Genomic DNA, 14960 nt, shown 5'->3' with positions numbered 1-14960 from the left:
CAGAAGAAAAAGCCACCCGAATTAACGAGTGGCTTGATTGGAAGTATGGGGCAATGTGAGCAGTACCTTTTCCAAAGCGAGCAGATGTTCTTTGATCGACAGGCCTCCTCCATACCCAACCAGAGCTCCGTTGGACCCAATAACCCGGTGGCACGGAATAATGACGGGTATCGGGTTGCGGTTGTTCGCACCGCCAATCGCTCTGACCGCTTTCGATGCTCCGATCGCCAAGGCAATATCCTTGTAGGAGCGCGTCTCTCCATACGGGATGCGGCTCAACTCCATCCAGACCGCTTTTTGAAAAGGCGTTCCGTGCAAGACATAAGGCAGGTCAAACGTTTCCCTTTCTCCTGCAAAGTACTCATGAAGCTGCTTTTTTACCTGCTCGTTCGCTTCATCGTCACGTGCGATCGGCATGCCGAGAAAGTGCTTTTTGCTCCAACTCTGCAGAGACGGCAGGCTATCCTGCTCTGCTCCAAATTCGATAAAGCATAATCCCTCTGCCGTAGAAGCCAGCAACAACGGTCCAATGGGCGAGTCCATCATGGTATAACGCAATGTATTCGTCATCCAACCTACCTCCTGCTCCCGTAGATTCCTTCTCCTTGTCACACGCTATCCGTACAATCAGAGCGCAGCTTTCAGCATGTCCAATCCCTTGTCGATCTCCTGCAAGACCTCTGGGGATTCTTCCCGATCTTTTGCCTGAAGCAGCGAGGCATGGGCATCTTCTCCCCCGATTTTGCCCAAAGCCCAGGCAGCCGTCCCGCGAATAACAGGTCGCGGGTCGTTTTCCAGCAAACGGACGAGGTGCGGTACAGCCGTGCGGTCCTTGAAGTGGGCAAGTGCCAGGATCGCATTGCGCTGGATCGGCTTTTTCCCCCGCCACGACGAGGAAGAGATTCCGAACTTCTCTTTGAATTCCTTGTTGCTCATCTCCAGCAGCGGAATGAGCAGCGGCTTGGCTACCTCCGGATCGGGCCTAAACTCTTCGTGGTTCTGGAAGTGAATGCCGCGATTTTTCGGGCATACGGTCTGGCATGTGTCGCATCCATAGAGCCGATTGCCGATCTTGGCCCGAAATTCGTCGGGGATGAAGTCCTTGACCTGTGTCAGGTATGCGACACAGCGCTGCGCGTTTAATTGACCGCCCTGCACCAAAGCGCCTGTAGGACATGCGTCTACACAGATGTTGCAGTCTCCGCAGCCCTCTTCTACGGGTTGATCGGGAGGCAACGGCAGGTTGGTCACCAATTCCCCCAGATAGACCCAAGAGCCGAATTCAGGTGTAATCAACGCGCAGTTCTTCCCTACCCAGCCCAACCCGGCCCTCTCGGCTACGGCCCGATCGGAGAGCGCACCCGTATCGACCATGGACTCGATTTTCACTCCCGGCTCCAGCTCCTGAATAAAACGGCTCAGCTTGTCCATCCGGTCGCGCAGAACATGGTGGTAATCCGTGCCCCATGCCGCTCGGCACAGTATGCCGCGGTAAGCACCTGGCTCCGATTTTGGCGGGTTCTCCAGTTTGGACGGATATGCCAAAGCAATAGAGATGAGCGATCTTGCGCCCTCCATAATGCGCTGTGGTTGCGTCCTTTTCTCGAGATCCGGCTCCTCAAAGCCAGATTCGTATCCCTTCTCCCGATGCTCGACCAGCCGCTCGCGAAGCTCCACGAACGGGTCGGCACTGGCAAAGCCAATCTTGTCGATTCCGATCTTGCTGGCATAATCCTTGATGGCCTGCTTCGTCTGTTCCCAGTATTGCCGGTCGCTCACAGCTGTCTGATCGCTCCTGTCGCCAACTCGTCACAGCGGTTGTTCCACTTGTTGTCGGCATGGCCTTTTACTTTGACGTACTCTACCTTGTGAATATCCATCAAACGAAGCAGTTCCTTCCATAAATCCTGGTTCTCCACCGGCTGTCCCTTGCTGTTCTTCCAACCGTTCTTCAGCCAGCCTTTATACCAGCCCTGCTTAAAACAATTGACCAGATAAGCGCTGTCACTGTATAGCGTAACCTTGCAGGGCTCTTTTAATTGAGACAGGGCCTCGATCGCAGCTTGTAGCTCCATGCGATTATTCGTCGTGTTAGGCTCGGCTCCGGACATTTCCTTGATGTGCTGTCCGTACATGAGGACTGCTCCCCAACCGCCAGGTCCTGGATTGCCGGAACAAGCCCCGTCAGTATAAATAGTCACTTCTCGCATCGTCATCTCCAGGGAATCCCTCCTGTTCTCTTCTATTGTAACGAAGGTTAGTCGCTTCCACAAAAAAAATTTGGTATACTACCAAAAATAGGTTCGGGGGAATGAGTGTTGGTACAAGTACATATGGATTCATCCATCACAAAACGTTTGCCGAATATATCCCTTGGCGTTTTGCAATATCGTGATGTGACTGTGAGCGACTCGCCCAAAATGCTCCAGGGACGCATCAATTTATTTGTGGAAAATCTGCGCCTCGAGAATGAACTTGCCCGTTTGACAGAGATTCCGGGTATCCGCGAATGGCGTGCTTGCTTGAAGCAAGCGGGTACTGATCCTTCGCGCTATCGACCGTCAGCGGAAGCCTTGCTGCGCCGATTGCTACAGGGCAACCCGTTCTTTTGGGTAAACAGCGCTGTAGACGTCAATAATTTTTTCTCCGTGCTGCACGCCCTGCCTCTCGGTATATATGATGCCGCACAGATAGAAGGCGATGTGTCTTTCCGGCTCGGAACTGCCGACGATCGCTACGAGGGCTTGAACGGCCGCGAAGTGAGCATGGAAAACAAACCACTGCTGGCAGATGGTCTCGGCGCTTTTGGCAGCCCGATCGTAGACTCCAAGCGCACCTGTGTCACCGAGCAAAGCCGTGATTTGCTGCACGTCATCTTTTTTCACGACCAGTTTGATTCCGCCAAACAAGATGAGATCCTCGGCTCAGTAGGACGCATGTTTACAGAGATCAACGGTGGAGAGCTGGTGCATTCCGGCATCGTATCTGCGCAAGAAGGATAGCCTGACTTCGGCTGTCCTTCTTTTCGGGCATTGCATTGCAGGTTGTTGGGAAGGAGCCACTATCATGCCAGACATGGAGTTTTTGAAAAATTTCCCTTTCTTTGAGCATTTGGACGGACAGGAACTCGAAGATATTGCCTCCGTCATTACGACGAAGGTTTACAACAAGGGCGTCAACCTTTTCTGGGAAAATGAAGAGGGCAACGAGCTCTTCATCATTCAGTCCGGGGCGGTCAAAATCTTCCGTCATCAGGAAGGGAGAGAAATTATATTGGCTTTGTTTCGCCAAGGAGACTTTTTTGGCGAAATGGTCCTGTTTGGCGACGAGAAGGTACGCTCAGCTTCCGCCAACACGTTGGAAAAGACAACCGTCTACATCCTGAAAAAGGAACACTTCCTGCAGCTTCTCAACAAGAATCCGAACATCTTCATCAAGATCCTCAATACGGCACTGGAACGCCTCCGCCAAGCAAACGAGCAAATCGCCAACCTCTCCATGACCTCCGCCTATGCGCGTATTGCACGGCTGTTGGTCCGCCTGACGCAGACCCCTGGAGCAGACCGCGTCATCGGATTGAAGCTCACCCACCATCAAATGGCCGATATGACGGCTACTGCCCGAGAGACCGTAACCAAGGTTTTGTCAGACATGCAGAACAAAGGTTATATTCGAATCGTGAATCGGCAAATCAGGATTACCGATCTGGACGGACTTTTAGCCGCCGCCGGGCTGGAGTAGCCCCCGCCCTGAATTTGCCGATGAAAAGAAAACGTGCAAGTAAAAATAGAGAGCGTCCCGGCAGTGGATTTAGGACGCTCTTTTTTCATGAACTATAGACTTCTCCCTAACAAAGCCCCGACTTGTTTCGCCATTAGTAGGACTTGGCGGGCTTGGACACATGGCTGTGAAGCTCGCTCATGCCATGGGGGCAGAGGTTACTGTTTTATCACAATCATTGAAAAAGATAGAGGACGGTTTGCGGCTTGGAGCGGATCATTATTATGCCACGAACGATCCAGAGACGTTTACGCAACTGGCCGGTTCGTTCGACCTTATCGTAAATACAGTGAGCGCGACGATTGATATTAATGCCTACCTTTCGTTGCTGGCGCTGGACGGTACACTAGTCAATGTCGGTGCACCGGCGGAACCGATGTCCGTTAACGCATTTCCCCTTATCCTTCATCGTCGCTCATTTGCTGGGTCGACGATCGGCGGTATCCGCGAAACGCAGGAAATGCTCGATTTTTGCGCTGAAAACGGCATTGCTCCTGAGATCGAGGTTATTTCAGCCAAGCAAATTGATGAGGCATGGGAGCGCGTATTAGCTTCAGATGTCCGATATCGATTTGTGATCGACATCAGCACGATGGAGAATGAATAGCGATTGATCCTTGCAGAATAGGATGGGGGCATGCCAACACGGCGTGCCTCTTTCCATAGTGGCAACTCAGCCCCAAACTGATTAATAGCCGAGAGAAGGAGGATAACGATGTCGGAGAATACAAAAGTTGCGCTTGTCACCGGCGGGAACCGAGGAGTTGGATATGAGCTGGTCAAGCTTTTGGCTTTGAGTGGTTATCAGGTCATTTTAACAAGCCGGGATCCGGAAAAAGGTCAGGAAGCTGCGCAAAAACTGCAAGAGTCCGCATTGGACGTGTCATTTGTGCTGATGGATGTCGATCATCAAGAAAGTATCCGTCAAGCGGCACTTACAGTAAATGAGCGATTTGGAAGATTAGACGTACTGATTAATAATGCCGGAGTTTATTTGGGAGAAAATGGTAGTATTTTAACGATGGACCCTTCCATTCTAGAGCAAACGATGGCAACGAATTTCTTCGGCGCTTATCACGTGATCCGTTCCTTTATTCCCCTCATGCAAAAACATGGCTATGGGAGAGTTATCAATGTTTCCTCCGAGTATGGGGCGATAAGGGAGATGTCCTACAGGGGGGCCGGCGCTTACAAGTTGTCCAAACTTGCCCTAAATGGATTGACGCGATTGGTAGCAGCAGAAATCAATGGTGACATCAAAATAAACGCAGTTGATCCGGGATGGGTGAGCTCAGATATGGGTGGCCCATCTGCTCCGAGAACGCCTAGGCAAGCTGCCGAGTCAATCCTTTGGTTAGCGACGCTTGGACCTGATGGACCAAACGGGGAATTCTTCAGAGATGGAAGACGAGTAGATTGGTGACCATAAGCATGAATTATTTTGATGTTAGGTGTATTTGGCATTCTAAATACCGAAATGGGTGTCATCGGTATATTGCCGTTCATTGCCATTTTTCAAATAATCCCATCCATCACTATAACAAAAGACGGCCGTCATGCAGCTTGGCCGTCTTTTTGTTCATTCGATTCCTTCGGTTTGCGAAACACGATGTGCTCGAGAGCCAAACAGACCAGAACCCCGAGCAAGAGTCCATTGCCAAACAGGAAGCTGATCATCGGCGGCATCTGCTGCCAAGCGCTGGCGGGAACAAACATGATGCCGATCCCGACAAGCAAGGAGCTGCCCCCAACTGTAAGCGTCCGTTCGTCCATTTTCAGGCTGGCGTAATCCTTCAAGCCAAAACCCAGCAGCTTGGTGTAAGTGATGAACATCGCCGCGTATGCGACTGGTGTAGGCAAGGCGGACAGGAAATGAGAGATCGCAGGGAAAAGGCCGATGACCATGATCCCCACCATGGCCAGCATGAATGGCAAGCGGGAAGCCATGCGTGTAGTTTGAATCACCGCCGCTGCCAGAGAGAGCGGTATCATCCCCACTACCCCGGACAGCCCGGAGAGAATGTGGGATACCCCTGTAAAGACGCCGCCGCGATTGTACTGCTTCGCCGTCGGTTCTGTCTGCGTCGCTTTTCCCATCACAACAATACTGGTCACCAGATTGGTCAAAAGGACAAATCCCGTCAGCACGCTTGTCAGAACGATTCCCCAATCCCACTTGGGCGCTCCCCAGAAAAACAGCGACGGCCATTCAAACACTTGATGCGAAGGGCGCACCGGTTCCGTCCAACCCATGACTGCGTATAATACCCAGCCCGCAACCATGCCGAACAAGACTGCGAAACTGGAGAAACGCTCCAATCTTGTCAACCAGATGACCAACGCGACGATCCCAACAGAGGTGATTGCGACTCCTGGCTGCACCTCATGGGAGTGCTGAAATCCAATCCCCATCATACCTGTCAGGATGTTGCTGCAGAGCGAGATCGCAAGCAAAATCATATATGTGCCTGAAACAATCGGGGTGAACCATTTTTGCAGCTTCCCGACCCAGCCTAATCCACCAAAGATCAGAAAGAGAATCCCTGCTATGATCAGACCAAGCTGGAAGGATTGTCCGATTTCCTGCGGATGCAGCCCGACGCTGGTTCCAATCTGGGCCAGAATGATAAATATTCCCCACCAAAGCCCCGCAGGCCCTTCCATCATGGGATAGCGATGCCCGATCCAGACTTGCAGAATCGAGGCCAAACCAATAAAAAACATCGTTTGCTGCATCAGCTTGCCAATCTCATCAGGCTGCAGTCCGTATATATCTCCAATCATCAAGGGAACTGCCACACTGCTTGACACTGTCACAATCATCCATTGCAGGGCTGAAAGCAGCGTTGTGCCCATAGGCGGCTTGTCATGTATCCCGTATCTCATCTCAACCACCTCTTTTTTCTTTCAGCATTTCGTTTGGGCTTGGGCGAACGCCTTTTTTCGACCTACGTACTTACTATGCACGAAATGCGGTTTCTTTTCTAGATTTTCATGTGTTTTTGATCCAAAACAAAAAAATTCTGATCATCAAGGAATTGACGATCAGAATCTCTTTTTCCCTATAAGTACAATATAGGGAATCCTATCTCGATGCTTATATTCAAGAGTTCTCGCCATCCAAAACCGGCAGGGCGTAAACAATATACCGCTCGGGAGCATCTCCTACGTAACGAAAAGGATAGCATGTCGTTACAACGAGTACCTCCTCCCCCATTGAACGAATCACTGAGGTGTCGTCCTGATCGACAATTTCCGTACTCGATATTTCGTAATGAAACGTACCATACGGCATCTTGACGATGAATCGGTCCCCTAATTCCAGCTTCGCAAAATCCCGAAAAACGGTATCGCGATGACCGGATAATACGATCTGTTCCCCATCAGACGGAAACGCGCTTGTGAGATAATGTCCGACGCCTTGCTGGAGCATCTCTTCCTCCGTACCTTCGATAATTGGCAGCTCAGCCTCTATCTTCGGAATGTGCAGCGTTCCAATCACATCATTCTCTTTCGGGCTAAATTTGGGACGCTCGGAAAGGAGTTCGGAAGCTGCAACAGAGGAAGCGGACGGTTTCGTTGCAGAAGCATCCTTCAGTGGTGAAGACTCGACTAATGCCTCTGCCTTCGCCAATGCCTGTTTCATCTTGACCTGATGTTCAATATATTGAAAAATGGCGATCGCAACGACGATCATACCAATCGCCATCAAGAGTGTCCCTGCTTTCCTCTGCATCCACAGTTCCCTCCAAATATAGTCTTGGCTTTTTGGCCATACCGGTTTTTGAAACAGAAGAAAACACCTTTCCCAAGAAAAGTGTTTTCTTCTTTGTTATGGCTGCTGATCTATTGCGGCTTGCTTTTTTTTCTTCGTAGCAACCAGCCTGCCAACATTGCAATCGCTCCTGTGAATCCCAGGTTATACAGATTAGTCGAGGTGTTAGGCAACCTATTCGGAGGCTGCTCTCCATCCTTCGCTTGCGGCTTTTTACCACCTTTGGGTTCAACCGATGGAAGCTCTGTTCCTTGTTCCGATTGAGCTCCTGCTACATGCCCTGCTTGTGGCGGGGTCGATGTAGTTTGCGGTGGAGTCGGCATGCCAGGCGGTTGGTCAGGTGTACTCGACGGCTGATCTGGCATGCTCGGCGGTTGGTCAGGTGTACTTGACGGCTGATCTGGCATGCTTGGTTGGTGAGGTGTACTTGACGGCTGATCTGGCATGCTCGACGGCGGTGTAGTAACTTCCGGAGGCGTGCCCTGCTGTCCGTTTGACGTGCTTGGTCTGTCCCTGTCCCTATCCCGGTCCCGTCCTTCGGTTGACGAGCCCGGTGGTGTAGTCGGCGTACTCGGCTTCTTCACTTCGATCGTGATTGTCACCTCTGTTGTGCCGCCATTGCCGTCATCTACGATAACAGTAAAGCTGTCCTCGCCTACATAGCCTGGGTCCGGCTCATATGTCCACGTTCCGTCCGGGTTCACCGTCACGGTTCCGTGTTTCGGATCCTCGCCCTTCGTGTACGTGAGCGGATCGCCGTCCGGATCCGTTCCCTTCACCTTTCCGGTTGCAGGTGTTTCATTATCTGTCGTCTCGCTGTAGTCCGGTGCGGTCGGCGGTCGGTTCTCCTCTGGGTCCGGGGTCGGGGTTGGGGGCGGCGTACTCGGCTCCTTCACATCAATCGTGATCGTCACCTCTGTTGTGCCGCCATTGCCGTCATCTACGATAACGGTAAAGCTGTCCTCGCCCACATAGCCTGGGTCCGGTTCATACGTCCACGTTCCGTCCGGGTTCACCGTCACGGTTCCGTGTTTCGGATCCTCGCCCTTCGTGTACGTGAGCGGATCGCCGTCCGGATCCGTTCCCTTCACCTTTCCGGTTGCCGGCGTTTCGTTGTCTGTCGTCTCGCTGTAGTCCGGTGCCGTCGGCGGTCGGTTCTCCTCTGGATCTGGCGGCGGATTCGACGTTACTGGATCCGTTACGTCAATCGTAATCGTCACTTCCGTTGTGCCGCCATTCCCGTCATCTACGATGACCGTGAAGCTGTCCTCGCCCACATAGCCTGGGTCCGGTTCATACGTCCACGTTCCGTCCGGGTTCACCGTCACGGTTCCGTGTTTCGGATCCTCGCCCTTCGTATACGTCAGCGGGTCGTCGTCCGGATCTGTTCCCCTCACCTTTCCGGTTGCCGGTGTTTCGTTGTCTGTCGTCTCGCTGTAGTCCGGTGCCGTCGGTGGTCGGTTCTCCTCTGGATCTGGCGGCGGATTCGACGTGACTGGATCCGTTACGTCAATCGTGATCGTCACTTCCGTTGTGCCGCCATTCCCGTCATCTACGATGACCGTGAAGCTGTCCTCTCCCACATAACCAGGGTCTGGCTCATATGTCCACGTTCCGTCCGGGTTCACCGTCACGGTTCCATGTTCCGGATCCTCGCCCTTCGTATACGTCAGCGGATCGCCGTCCGGATCTGTTCCCCTCACCTTTCCGGTTGCAGGTGTTTCATTATCTGTCGTCTCGCTGTAGTCCGGTGCCGTCGGCGGTCGGTTCTCCTCTGGATCTGGCGGCGGATTCGACGTGACTGGATCCGTTACGTCAATCGTGATCGTCACTTCCGTTGTACCGCCATTCCCGTCATCTACGATGACCGTGAAGCTGTCCTCGCCTACATAGCCTGGGTCCGGCTCATATGTCCACGTTCCGTCCGGGTTCACCGTCACGGTTCCGTGTTTCGGATCCTCGCCCTTCGTATACGTCAGCGGATCGCCGTCCGGATCTGTTCCCCTCACCTTTCCGGTTGCAGGTGTTTCATTATCTGTCGTCTCGCTGTAGTCCGGTGCGGTTGGCGGTCGGTTCACCGGAGGGGGCGTACTCGGCTCCTCTACTTCAATCGTGATCGTTGACGTGGTCGTGCCGCCCTTTCCATCATCCACGATGACGGTAAAACTGTCTGGGCCGACATAGTCGGGATCTGGCTCATACGTCCACGTTCCGTCCGGGTTCACCGTCACTGTTCCGTGTTCCGGATCCTCTCCCTTTCTGTACGTCAGCGAATCCTCATCCGGATCCCTTCCCTCCACAGTTCCTTCTAACGGGGAGTTTTTCCTAGTCGACAAGTTGTAGTCCGGCACGGTTGGCTTTTGGTTCGTTGGCGGGGGTGGTGTATTTGATTCCGTCACATCAACGGTAATCGTAACCTCCGTTTTGCCGCCCTTGCCATCATCTACGATGACGGTAAAGCTATCCTCACCGACAAAGCCTGTCTCTGGAGTATAGGTCCAGGTTCCGTCGGGATTCACCGTAACATTCCCGTGCTCAGGATCCTTGCCTTTTGTATACGTCAGCGGATCTCCATCCGGGTCCGTACCATTGACCTTACCAGACACGGGTGTATCTTTTTCCGTCGTTACGTTGTCATCCGATACGATCGGAGGTTGATTCAGATTTACTGAACTGTCGACTTCATTAGATTCGAGAGTCTCGTTTTTGTTTTCTAACAAATTATCATAATTGGCGACAGCTTTGTTGATGACCTGTTTTCCACTAGATTCGGGAAGTACCTTGACCTTAAATTGAATGGTCGTTCCTTCAGGCAGAATATCTGTATTAGGGACTCTTCCACCTTCTTGTTCTGTTGCTCCACTTCCTAAACGAACGATTATTTTGTTAGCATCTTCATCAAATTCGCCTTGATCGTCGCCACTTTCATCTGTTAATGGTCCTGTATTCGGGCCGTCGATGATCTCCAGAGAATCAGGAACATACTCGGTTCCTTCAGGAATTTGGTCTTCCAATACAACGTGTTCAGCGACATCTCCACCCTCATTTTTGAAGTTTACCGTGTAAGTGAGGTTGTCCCCTGATTGAACATTTTCCGATTTGTCCACAGACTTGGTAACGATTCCGCATGGTTCTGTACCCAGGAAGATGTCGTCCAACAAATTACCAAATGTTGGATCCCCATTTGAACTTGTGACACCTTCAAACCCAAACCTTGTTACAGTTTGCCCTTGCGGTACCGTATAGGTTCCTGAATAATACGTCCATTTATTATTGGTACTGCTCATTTGTTGAATAACTGGCATAGTTAGCGGCGGGATGTCAGGAGAACCTATTCTAAGTTGCATCGTATCAACACCATATTCACCACGATGAGCCAGCCGCCAATAAATGATTTGCCCCGGGGTGGTTTCCACGTCTTGATACAACATGGATACTTGATTTGCGTTCAATTCGGCATATTGTGTTCCGTCAGCTGCAACAACGGGGATTGTCTGACCATTCCCTCCTAGATTTGGCCCCAGAAATTCATTGGAGTTTTGCATTATTTGTATAAAATGATCTGTTGCTGTAGTCTCCCAAGCCGGAACTTCGTAATCGTAAAAATACATCCAAGCGTGCTCAGCTCCAGGAGAACCTTTATCGCCAACATTTCTTGCTAACGGTTGCTCGAAGCTGCCGTTAATCAATGCCACTCTTGGTCCACATGCATTAGGTGGAGACGGAGTATTTGATTCTGTCACATCAACAGTAATCGTAACCTCTGTTGTACCGCCATAGCCGTCATCCACGATTACGGTGAAACTATCTTCACCAACAAAGCCTTTCTCCGGAGTGTAGGTCCAAGTTCCGTCCGGATTGAGCGTAACAACCCCGTGCTTCGGATCCTCGCCTTTTGTATATGCTAATGGATCCCCATCCGGGTCCGTGCCGTTAACAGCACCTGACACTGGAGTATCTTCTTCCGTTGTTACGTTGTCCTCTGAAGCCGTTGGCGGCCGGTTCTGGGCATAATCAATCGGTGCGTAATCATCCGCAAAATACCAACGATAGATATCATGAGTCTCATAATTTGGGTATCCTGTTGCTGCCGTAAAACCGGCATGAATAGGACTTCCATTGAATAGCGCACCAAGATCTATACCATTTACATCCAATATTTGATGGGAGTTTGCCCGATCCGGCGAAGTACCGAGATGAACCTGAATATTCTTGTTTCGTCCATCATAATCGATCCATGTATAATACAGGGTTCCATCTGATAAAACATAATTGGTGCTATTAGCCGTATTGTACTGATCCAGATCCGTATACCAGGATGCTTGCTTATTGCCCAACTCCCCATTTTGCGCGATTCCTATGTAGTTTGCAGAGGGATCCTGATAAACATCATTTTTAAAAGTATCATATTTTACAGTAAAACTGGGCTTAATATCGTAATACCCCAATCCCCCTCCATCTGCCCGTGCACTGGATGTTTTGGTCTGGATCGTAAAAGTCAACCCGTCGCTTATACCATCAACAGGATTTGAATTACTCATTCTAAATGAAAAGACTGTACTGAATGAATAATCATTTTGAAGATAAACCGGAGTTTTGTGAAAGACTGCTCCGCTTTTTAATGCAACTGCCGGTGTCAAGCGTAAAAGATTCATCCCTGTGGGAATTTCAGCATCACCATTAAAGGAAAAATCATTTATCTCATTATTAGAGAATCCCTCAAATTTATAGGTCAACCGATTACCAGCATCAGCCGCCTTTGCATTTTGATGGTATAAAGGGAAGTTCGCTACAACAAGTAGAATAGCCATTAAAACTTTCAAAGCTTGCTTGATTAAGTATTTTGTTTTCAATGTACCTCCTCCTTTTATTTTCCAGTTTGACTGTGAGGGGAGGATTTGTCTTCTAGTAGATGCAACCATAAAAATAGACATTCTGCGTTTACTACCCTCACCTCCTGATTCCTTCCTCCTCAAGCCATTAATAAAAAAACCTCCGTCATAAGCGGACATGCGCTAATAGACGGAGGTTTCCGTCGTTTTCGGCAACTGGCTGGCATAGGTATTTGCGTCTTCTGCAAATCCGTTAGCCCCTTTAGCTTTGCGTCTCCATCTTTCAATGGGTTTGCTATTATCGTTACGAGGGTGAATATAAGTTTTATACTAAAATTAAAGTTTTTAGTATATATTGATAAAATTCTTTCAGTTAGGTACGATTGACCCAATTTTGTAGGAATTTCTCATTATTTGTTAGGTTTTGTCATTTTGGCAGGAAACATCTTAGTAGAAGTTAAAAAATAGAAATGGAATAGATATCACAAAAATGCGAAGAGACCCCTTCAGAGCCGTCTTCGCCTGTGAATTTGCTTATCTATCGATTGAGTTCAAAGATTCGAAGCAGCATTACCGTTGCTTCTGCGCGAGTTGCAGTATCATTCGGCATGAACCTATTCCCGCCGAAGCGCAGAGCACTCGCATCCAATCGGCTCAACGCGTTCTCTGTCCTTATTCTGGATAGAGAACGCAACGGGGGAGTTCGGCTTGCGATAAGGTGATGAGCGCGGGATGGCAAGCGCTCCAGTAAATAAACCACTTTCTCTAAGATCGATGGCTCTTTGATTATGATGAAAATGATGAAAATCATCCCATAAGAGTACAGTCCTTTGCGATACACGATGAACCCCGTTGACGAACGCAGCGATCAACGAGTCGCCTGATATATCCTCCACGGCATGACTAAGCACGGCCTGCTCGTCAAAAGCCGGATAAGCCTGTTTCAAGACTGCAATCGTATGTGCCCACAAATACATTGCGTTAGTGCTTCATTTCCTATCATTCGGGCATTTGGGCGAATGATAGGAGCAAACAGTTCATCACTTTCAAAATAAAAAAAGTCCTTTAGGATTTTACTCCTAAAGAACTTCTTGTTTTTCTTATGGTGCCGGTGAAGGGACTTGAACCCCCACGGTTTCCCTCACGATTTTGAGTCGCGCGCGTCTGCCATTCCGCCACACCGGCCTATTTACTTGGAGGAGGCACCCGGATTTGAACCGGGGATAAGGGTTTTGCAGACCCGTGCCTTACCACTTGGCTATGCCTCCAGATATGGAGCGGACGACGGGTCTCGCTTCTCTGGCGCCTCTGCGTCGATACGCTTCCGAGACAAGCCAGATCGGTAGTACCCGAGCAACCTGCTTCCTGTATTTCTTCAAGGGTGAACCCGGAACGGGTGAGAGACCTGAAGAACTTCTATGGAGCGGACGACGGGTCTCGAACCCGCGACCTTCGCCTTGGCAAGGCGACGCTCTACCAATTGAGCTACATCCGCATAAATGGCTGGGGTACCAGGATTCGAACCTGGGAATGACGGAGTCAAAGTCCGTTGCCTTACCGCTTGGCTATACCCCAAGGATGAAAATGGGGCGATCGATGGGACTCGAACCCACGAATGCCGGAGCCACAATCCGGTGCGTTAACCCCTTCGCCACGACCGCCATACTATGAATCTATTTGGAGAAATTGGCAGGGGCAGTAGGAATCGAACCCACACCAAAGGTTTTGGAGACCTTCGTTCTACCGTTAAACTATGCCCCTACATGGTGGCTCGGGACGGAATCGAACCGCCGACACGAGGATTTTCAGTCCTCTGCTCTACCGACTGAGCTACCGAGCCATAATGTACTTCTTACTCGCCATTTAAAAAGAATGGCGGAGCTGACGGGACTCGAACCCGCGACCTCCGGTGTGACAGACCGGCGTGAACTCCAACTTCACCACAGCTCCAAAAATTTGGTTGCGGGAGCAGGATTTGAACCTGCGACCTTCGGGTTATGAGCCCGACGAGCTACCGAGCTGCTCCATCCCGCGACGACTAGGACAATGTCCTGATAAAGTTACTATCCACTTTTAAAAAGTGGTGGAGGCTGACGGGATCGAACCGCCGACCCTCTGCTTGTAAGGCAGATGCTCTCCCAGCTGAGCTAAGCCTCCGCATTCCCCACAAAGTGACATTTATGCTCTGAAGCATATTCCGAGTACTTTGCGGGGGCCCCAACAACTAGTGAAGGGTTTTGTATGGTGACCCGTAGGGGATTCGAACCCCTGTATGACAGCGTGAAAGGCTGCTGTGTTAAACCGCTTCACCAACGGGCCAGATGGCGGATGGAGTGGGATTTGAACCCACGAGACGAGTTGACCCCGCCTACACGATTTCCAATCGTGCTCCTTCGGCCGCTCGGACATCCATCCATATATGGCTCCTCGGGACGGACTCGAACCGCCGACCGATCGGTTAACAGCCGATTGCTCTACCGACTGAGCTACCGAGGAACAAGGAAGGAATTTATTCCTTCAAAACTGAATCTGCACGAATGCTTATGGATGTCTGTGGATAAGTCCTCGACCGA

9 protein-coding genes, 13 tRNA genes, 1 pseudogene and 1 riboswitch are annotated in these 14960 nt (G+C 50.6%); of the genes and pseudogenes, 4 read left to right on the top strand and 19 right to left on the bottom strand.

Features of this window, described 5'->3' with window-relative positions; all coding sequences use genetic code 11:
- Nucleotides 1-21 precede the first annotated feature (21 nt).
- From EDM58_RS02865 to rnhA, 3 genes are read right to left on the bottom strand one after another with little or no spacing between them, the layout of a single operon-like run.
- Nucleotides 22-570, bottom strand: coding sequence for a methylated-DNA--[protein]-cysteine S-methyltransferase (locus EDM58_RS02865; RefSeq protein ID WP_122911999.1), 549 nt, complete (start codon nucleotides 568-570; stop codon nucleotides 22-24).
- A gap of 57 nt (nucleotides 571-627) precedes the next feature.
- On the bottom strand, nucleotides 628-1779 hold the full coding sequence (gene queG / locus EDM58_RS02860) for a tRNA epoxyqueuosine(34) reductase QueG (RefSeq protein WP_122911998.1): 1152 nt from the start codon (nucleotides 1777-1779) through the stop codon (nucleotides 628-630).
- On the bottom strand, nucleotides 1776-2210 hold the full coding sequence (gene rnhA, locus EDM58_RS02855) for a ribonuclease HI (RefSeq protein ID WP_183187409.1): 435 nt from the start codon (nucleotides 2208-2210) through the stop codon (nucleotides 1776-1778). Before rnhA ends, queG begins: the two co-directional genes overlap by 4 nt.
- 123 nt (nucleotides 2211-2333) lie before the next feature.
- Here rnhA and EDM58_RS02850 point away from each other — a divergent pair, with 123 nt between their 5' ends.
- The 4 genes and pseudogenes from EDM58_RS02850 to EDM58_RS02835 all read left to right on the top strand — a co-directional run bounded on the left by EDM58_RS02850 (nucleotide 2334) and on the right by EDM58_RS02835 (nucleotide 5203).
- Complete coding sequence (locus EDM58_RS02850) at nucleotides 2334-3002, top strand: B3/B4 domain-containing protein (RefSeq protein ID WP_122912181.1); 669 nt, start codon at nucleotides 2334-2336, stop codon at nucleotides 3000-3002.
- Nucleotides 3003-3066: 64 nt separating this feature from the next.
- Nucleotides 3067-3741 carry a Crp/Fnr family transcriptional regulator gene (locus EDM58_RS02845; protein ID WP_122911996.1) on the top strand — a complete coding sequence of 225 codons (675 nt, stop codon included), beginning with the start codon at nucleotides 3067-3069 and terminating at the stop codon, nucleotides 3739-3741.
- Between the two features lie 133 nt (nucleotides 3742-3874).
- Nucleotides 3875-4387, top strand: a pseudogene (locus EDM58_RS02840) (zinc-binding dehydrogenase); the annotation flags it as partial.
- Between the two features lie 108 nt (nucleotides 4388-4495).
- Nucleotides 4496-5203, top strand: a complete 708-nt coding sequence (locus EDM58_RS02835; RefSeq protein ID WP_122911995.1) for an SDR family oxidoreductase — start codon at nucleotides 4496-4498, stop codon at nucleotides 5201-5203.
- 131 nt (nucleotides 5204-5334) lie between these two features.
- Here the strand turns inward: EDM58_RS02835 and EDM58_RS02830 are convergent, their stop codons facing one another.
- From EDM58_RS02830 to EDM58_RS02750, 16 genes are all read right to left on the bottom strand, one after another.
- Nucleotides 5335-6666: a purine/pyrimidine permease gene (locus tag EDM58_RS02830; protein WP_122911994.1), complete on the bottom strand. Its 1332-nt coding sequence runs from the start codon at nucleotides 6664-6666 to the stop codon at nucleotides 5335-5337.
- A gap of 217 nt (nucleotides 6667-6883) precedes the next feature.
- Nucleotides 6884-7516: a class D sortase gene (locus EDM58_RS02825; protein ID WP_122911993.1), complete on the bottom strand. Its 633-nt coding sequence runs from the start codon at nucleotides 7514-7516 to the stop codon at nucleotides 6884-6886.
- Between the two features lie 110 nt (nucleotides 7517-7626).
- The gene (locus EDM58_RS02820) at nucleotides 7627-12366 is read right to left on the bottom strand and encodes an Ig-like domain-containing protein (protein WP_246000508.1); all 4740 of its coding nucleotides are present in this window, start codon (nucleotides 12364-12366) and stop codon (nucleotides 7627-7629) included.
- 229 nt (nucleotides 12367-12595) lie between these two features.
- A riboswitch (cyclic di-GMP riboswitch) is annotated at nucleotides 12596-12694 on the bottom strand.
- Between the two features lie 796 nt (nucleotides 12695-13490).
- Nucleotides 13491-13572: transfer RNA gene (locus EDM58_RS02810), tRNA-Leu, on the bottom strand.
- 9 nt (nucleotides 13573-13581) lie between these two features.
- Nucleotides 13582-13655, bottom strand: a tRNA-Cys gene (locus EDM58_RS02805).
- 151 nt (nucleotides 13656-13806) lie between these two features.
- Nucleotides 13807-13882: transfer RNA gene (locus tag EDM58_RS02800), tRNA-Gly, on the bottom strand.
- 5 nt (nucleotides 13883-13887) lie between these two features.
- A tRNA-Gln gene (locus EDM58_RS02795) sits at nucleotides 13888-13962 on the bottom strand.
- 10 nt (nucleotides 13963-13972) lie between these two features.
- Nucleotides 13973-14048: transfer RNA gene (locus tag EDM58_RS02790), tRNA-His, on the bottom strand.
- Between the two features lie 26 nt (nucleotides 14049-14074).
- A tRNA-Trp gene (locus tag EDM58_RS02785) sits at nucleotides 14075-14148 on the bottom strand.
- A 3-nt stretch (nucleotides 14149-14151) separates the two neighbouring features.
- Nucleotides 14152-14227, bottom strand: a tRNA-Phe gene (locus EDM58_RS02780).
- A gap of 33 nt (nucleotides 14228-14260) precedes the next feature.
- Nucleotides 14261-14337 (bottom strand) — tRNA-Asp (locus EDM58_RS02775).
- A 7-nt stretch (nucleotides 14338-14344) separates the two neighbouring features.
- Nucleotides 14345-14421, bottom strand: a tRNA-Met gene (locus EDM58_RS02770).
- A gap of 47 nt (nucleotides 14422-14468) precedes the next feature.
- Nucleotides 14469-14544: transfer RNA gene (locus EDM58_RS02765), tRNA-Val, on the bottom strand.
- 85 nt (nucleotides 14545-14629) lie between these two features.
- Nucleotides 14630-14706 (bottom strand) — tRNA-Glu (locus tag EDM58_RS02760).
- A gap of 3 nt (nucleotides 14707-14709) precedes the next feature.
- A tRNA-Ser gene (locus EDM58_RS02755) sits at nucleotides 14710-14802 on the bottom strand.
- 5 nt (nucleotides 14803-14807) lie between these two features.
- Nucleotides 14808-14883, bottom strand: a tRNA-Asn gene (locus EDM58_RS02750).
- Nucleotides 14884-14960: the final 77 nt, after the last annotated feature.

Source organism: Brevibacillus panacihumi (assembly GCF_003710985.1).
Taxonomy (GTDB): Bacteria; Bacillota; Bacilli; order Brevibacillales; family Brevibacillaceae; genus Brevibacillus; species Brevibacillus panacihumi.
Note: the sequence above shows the minus strand (reverse complement) of the source record. Positions and strands in the feature narration are given on the sequence as shown.

Excerpts from the sequence above, each read along its gene's own strand:
- EDM58_RS02850 (WP_122912181.1), top strand. The coding sequence starts at position 2,334 with ATGGATTCATCCATCACAAAACGTTTGCCGAATATATCCCTTGGCGTT.
- EDM58_RS02865 (WP_122911999.1), bottom strand. The coding sequence starts at position 570 with ATGACGAATACATTGCGTTATACCATGATGGACTCGCCCATTGGACCG.
- EDM58_RS02830 (WP_122911994.1), bottom strand. The coding sequence starts at position 6,666 with ATGAGATACGGGATACATGACAAGCCGCCTATGGGCACAACGCTGCTT.
- EDM58_RS02825 (WP_122911993.1), bottom strand. The coding sequence starts at position 7,516 with ATGCAGAGGAAAGCAGGGACACTCTTGATGGCGATTGGTATGATCGTC.
- rnhA (WP_183187409.1), bottom strand. The coding sequence starts at position 2,210 with ATGCGAGAAGTGACTATTTATACTGACGGGGCTTGTTCCGGCAATCCA.
- EDM58_RS02835 (WP_122911995.1), top strand. The coding sequence starts at position 4,496 with ATGTCGGAGAATACAAAAGTTGCGCTTGTCACCGGCGGGAACCGAGGA.
- EDM58_RS02845 (WP_122911996.1), top strand. The coding sequence starts at position 3,067 with ATGCCAGACATGGAGTTTTTGAAAAATTTCCCTTTCTTTGAGCATTTG.
- EDM58_RS02820 (WP_246000508.1), bottom strand. The coding sequence starts at position 12,366 with ATGGCTATTCTACTTGTTGTAGCGAACTTCCCTTTATACCATCAAAAT.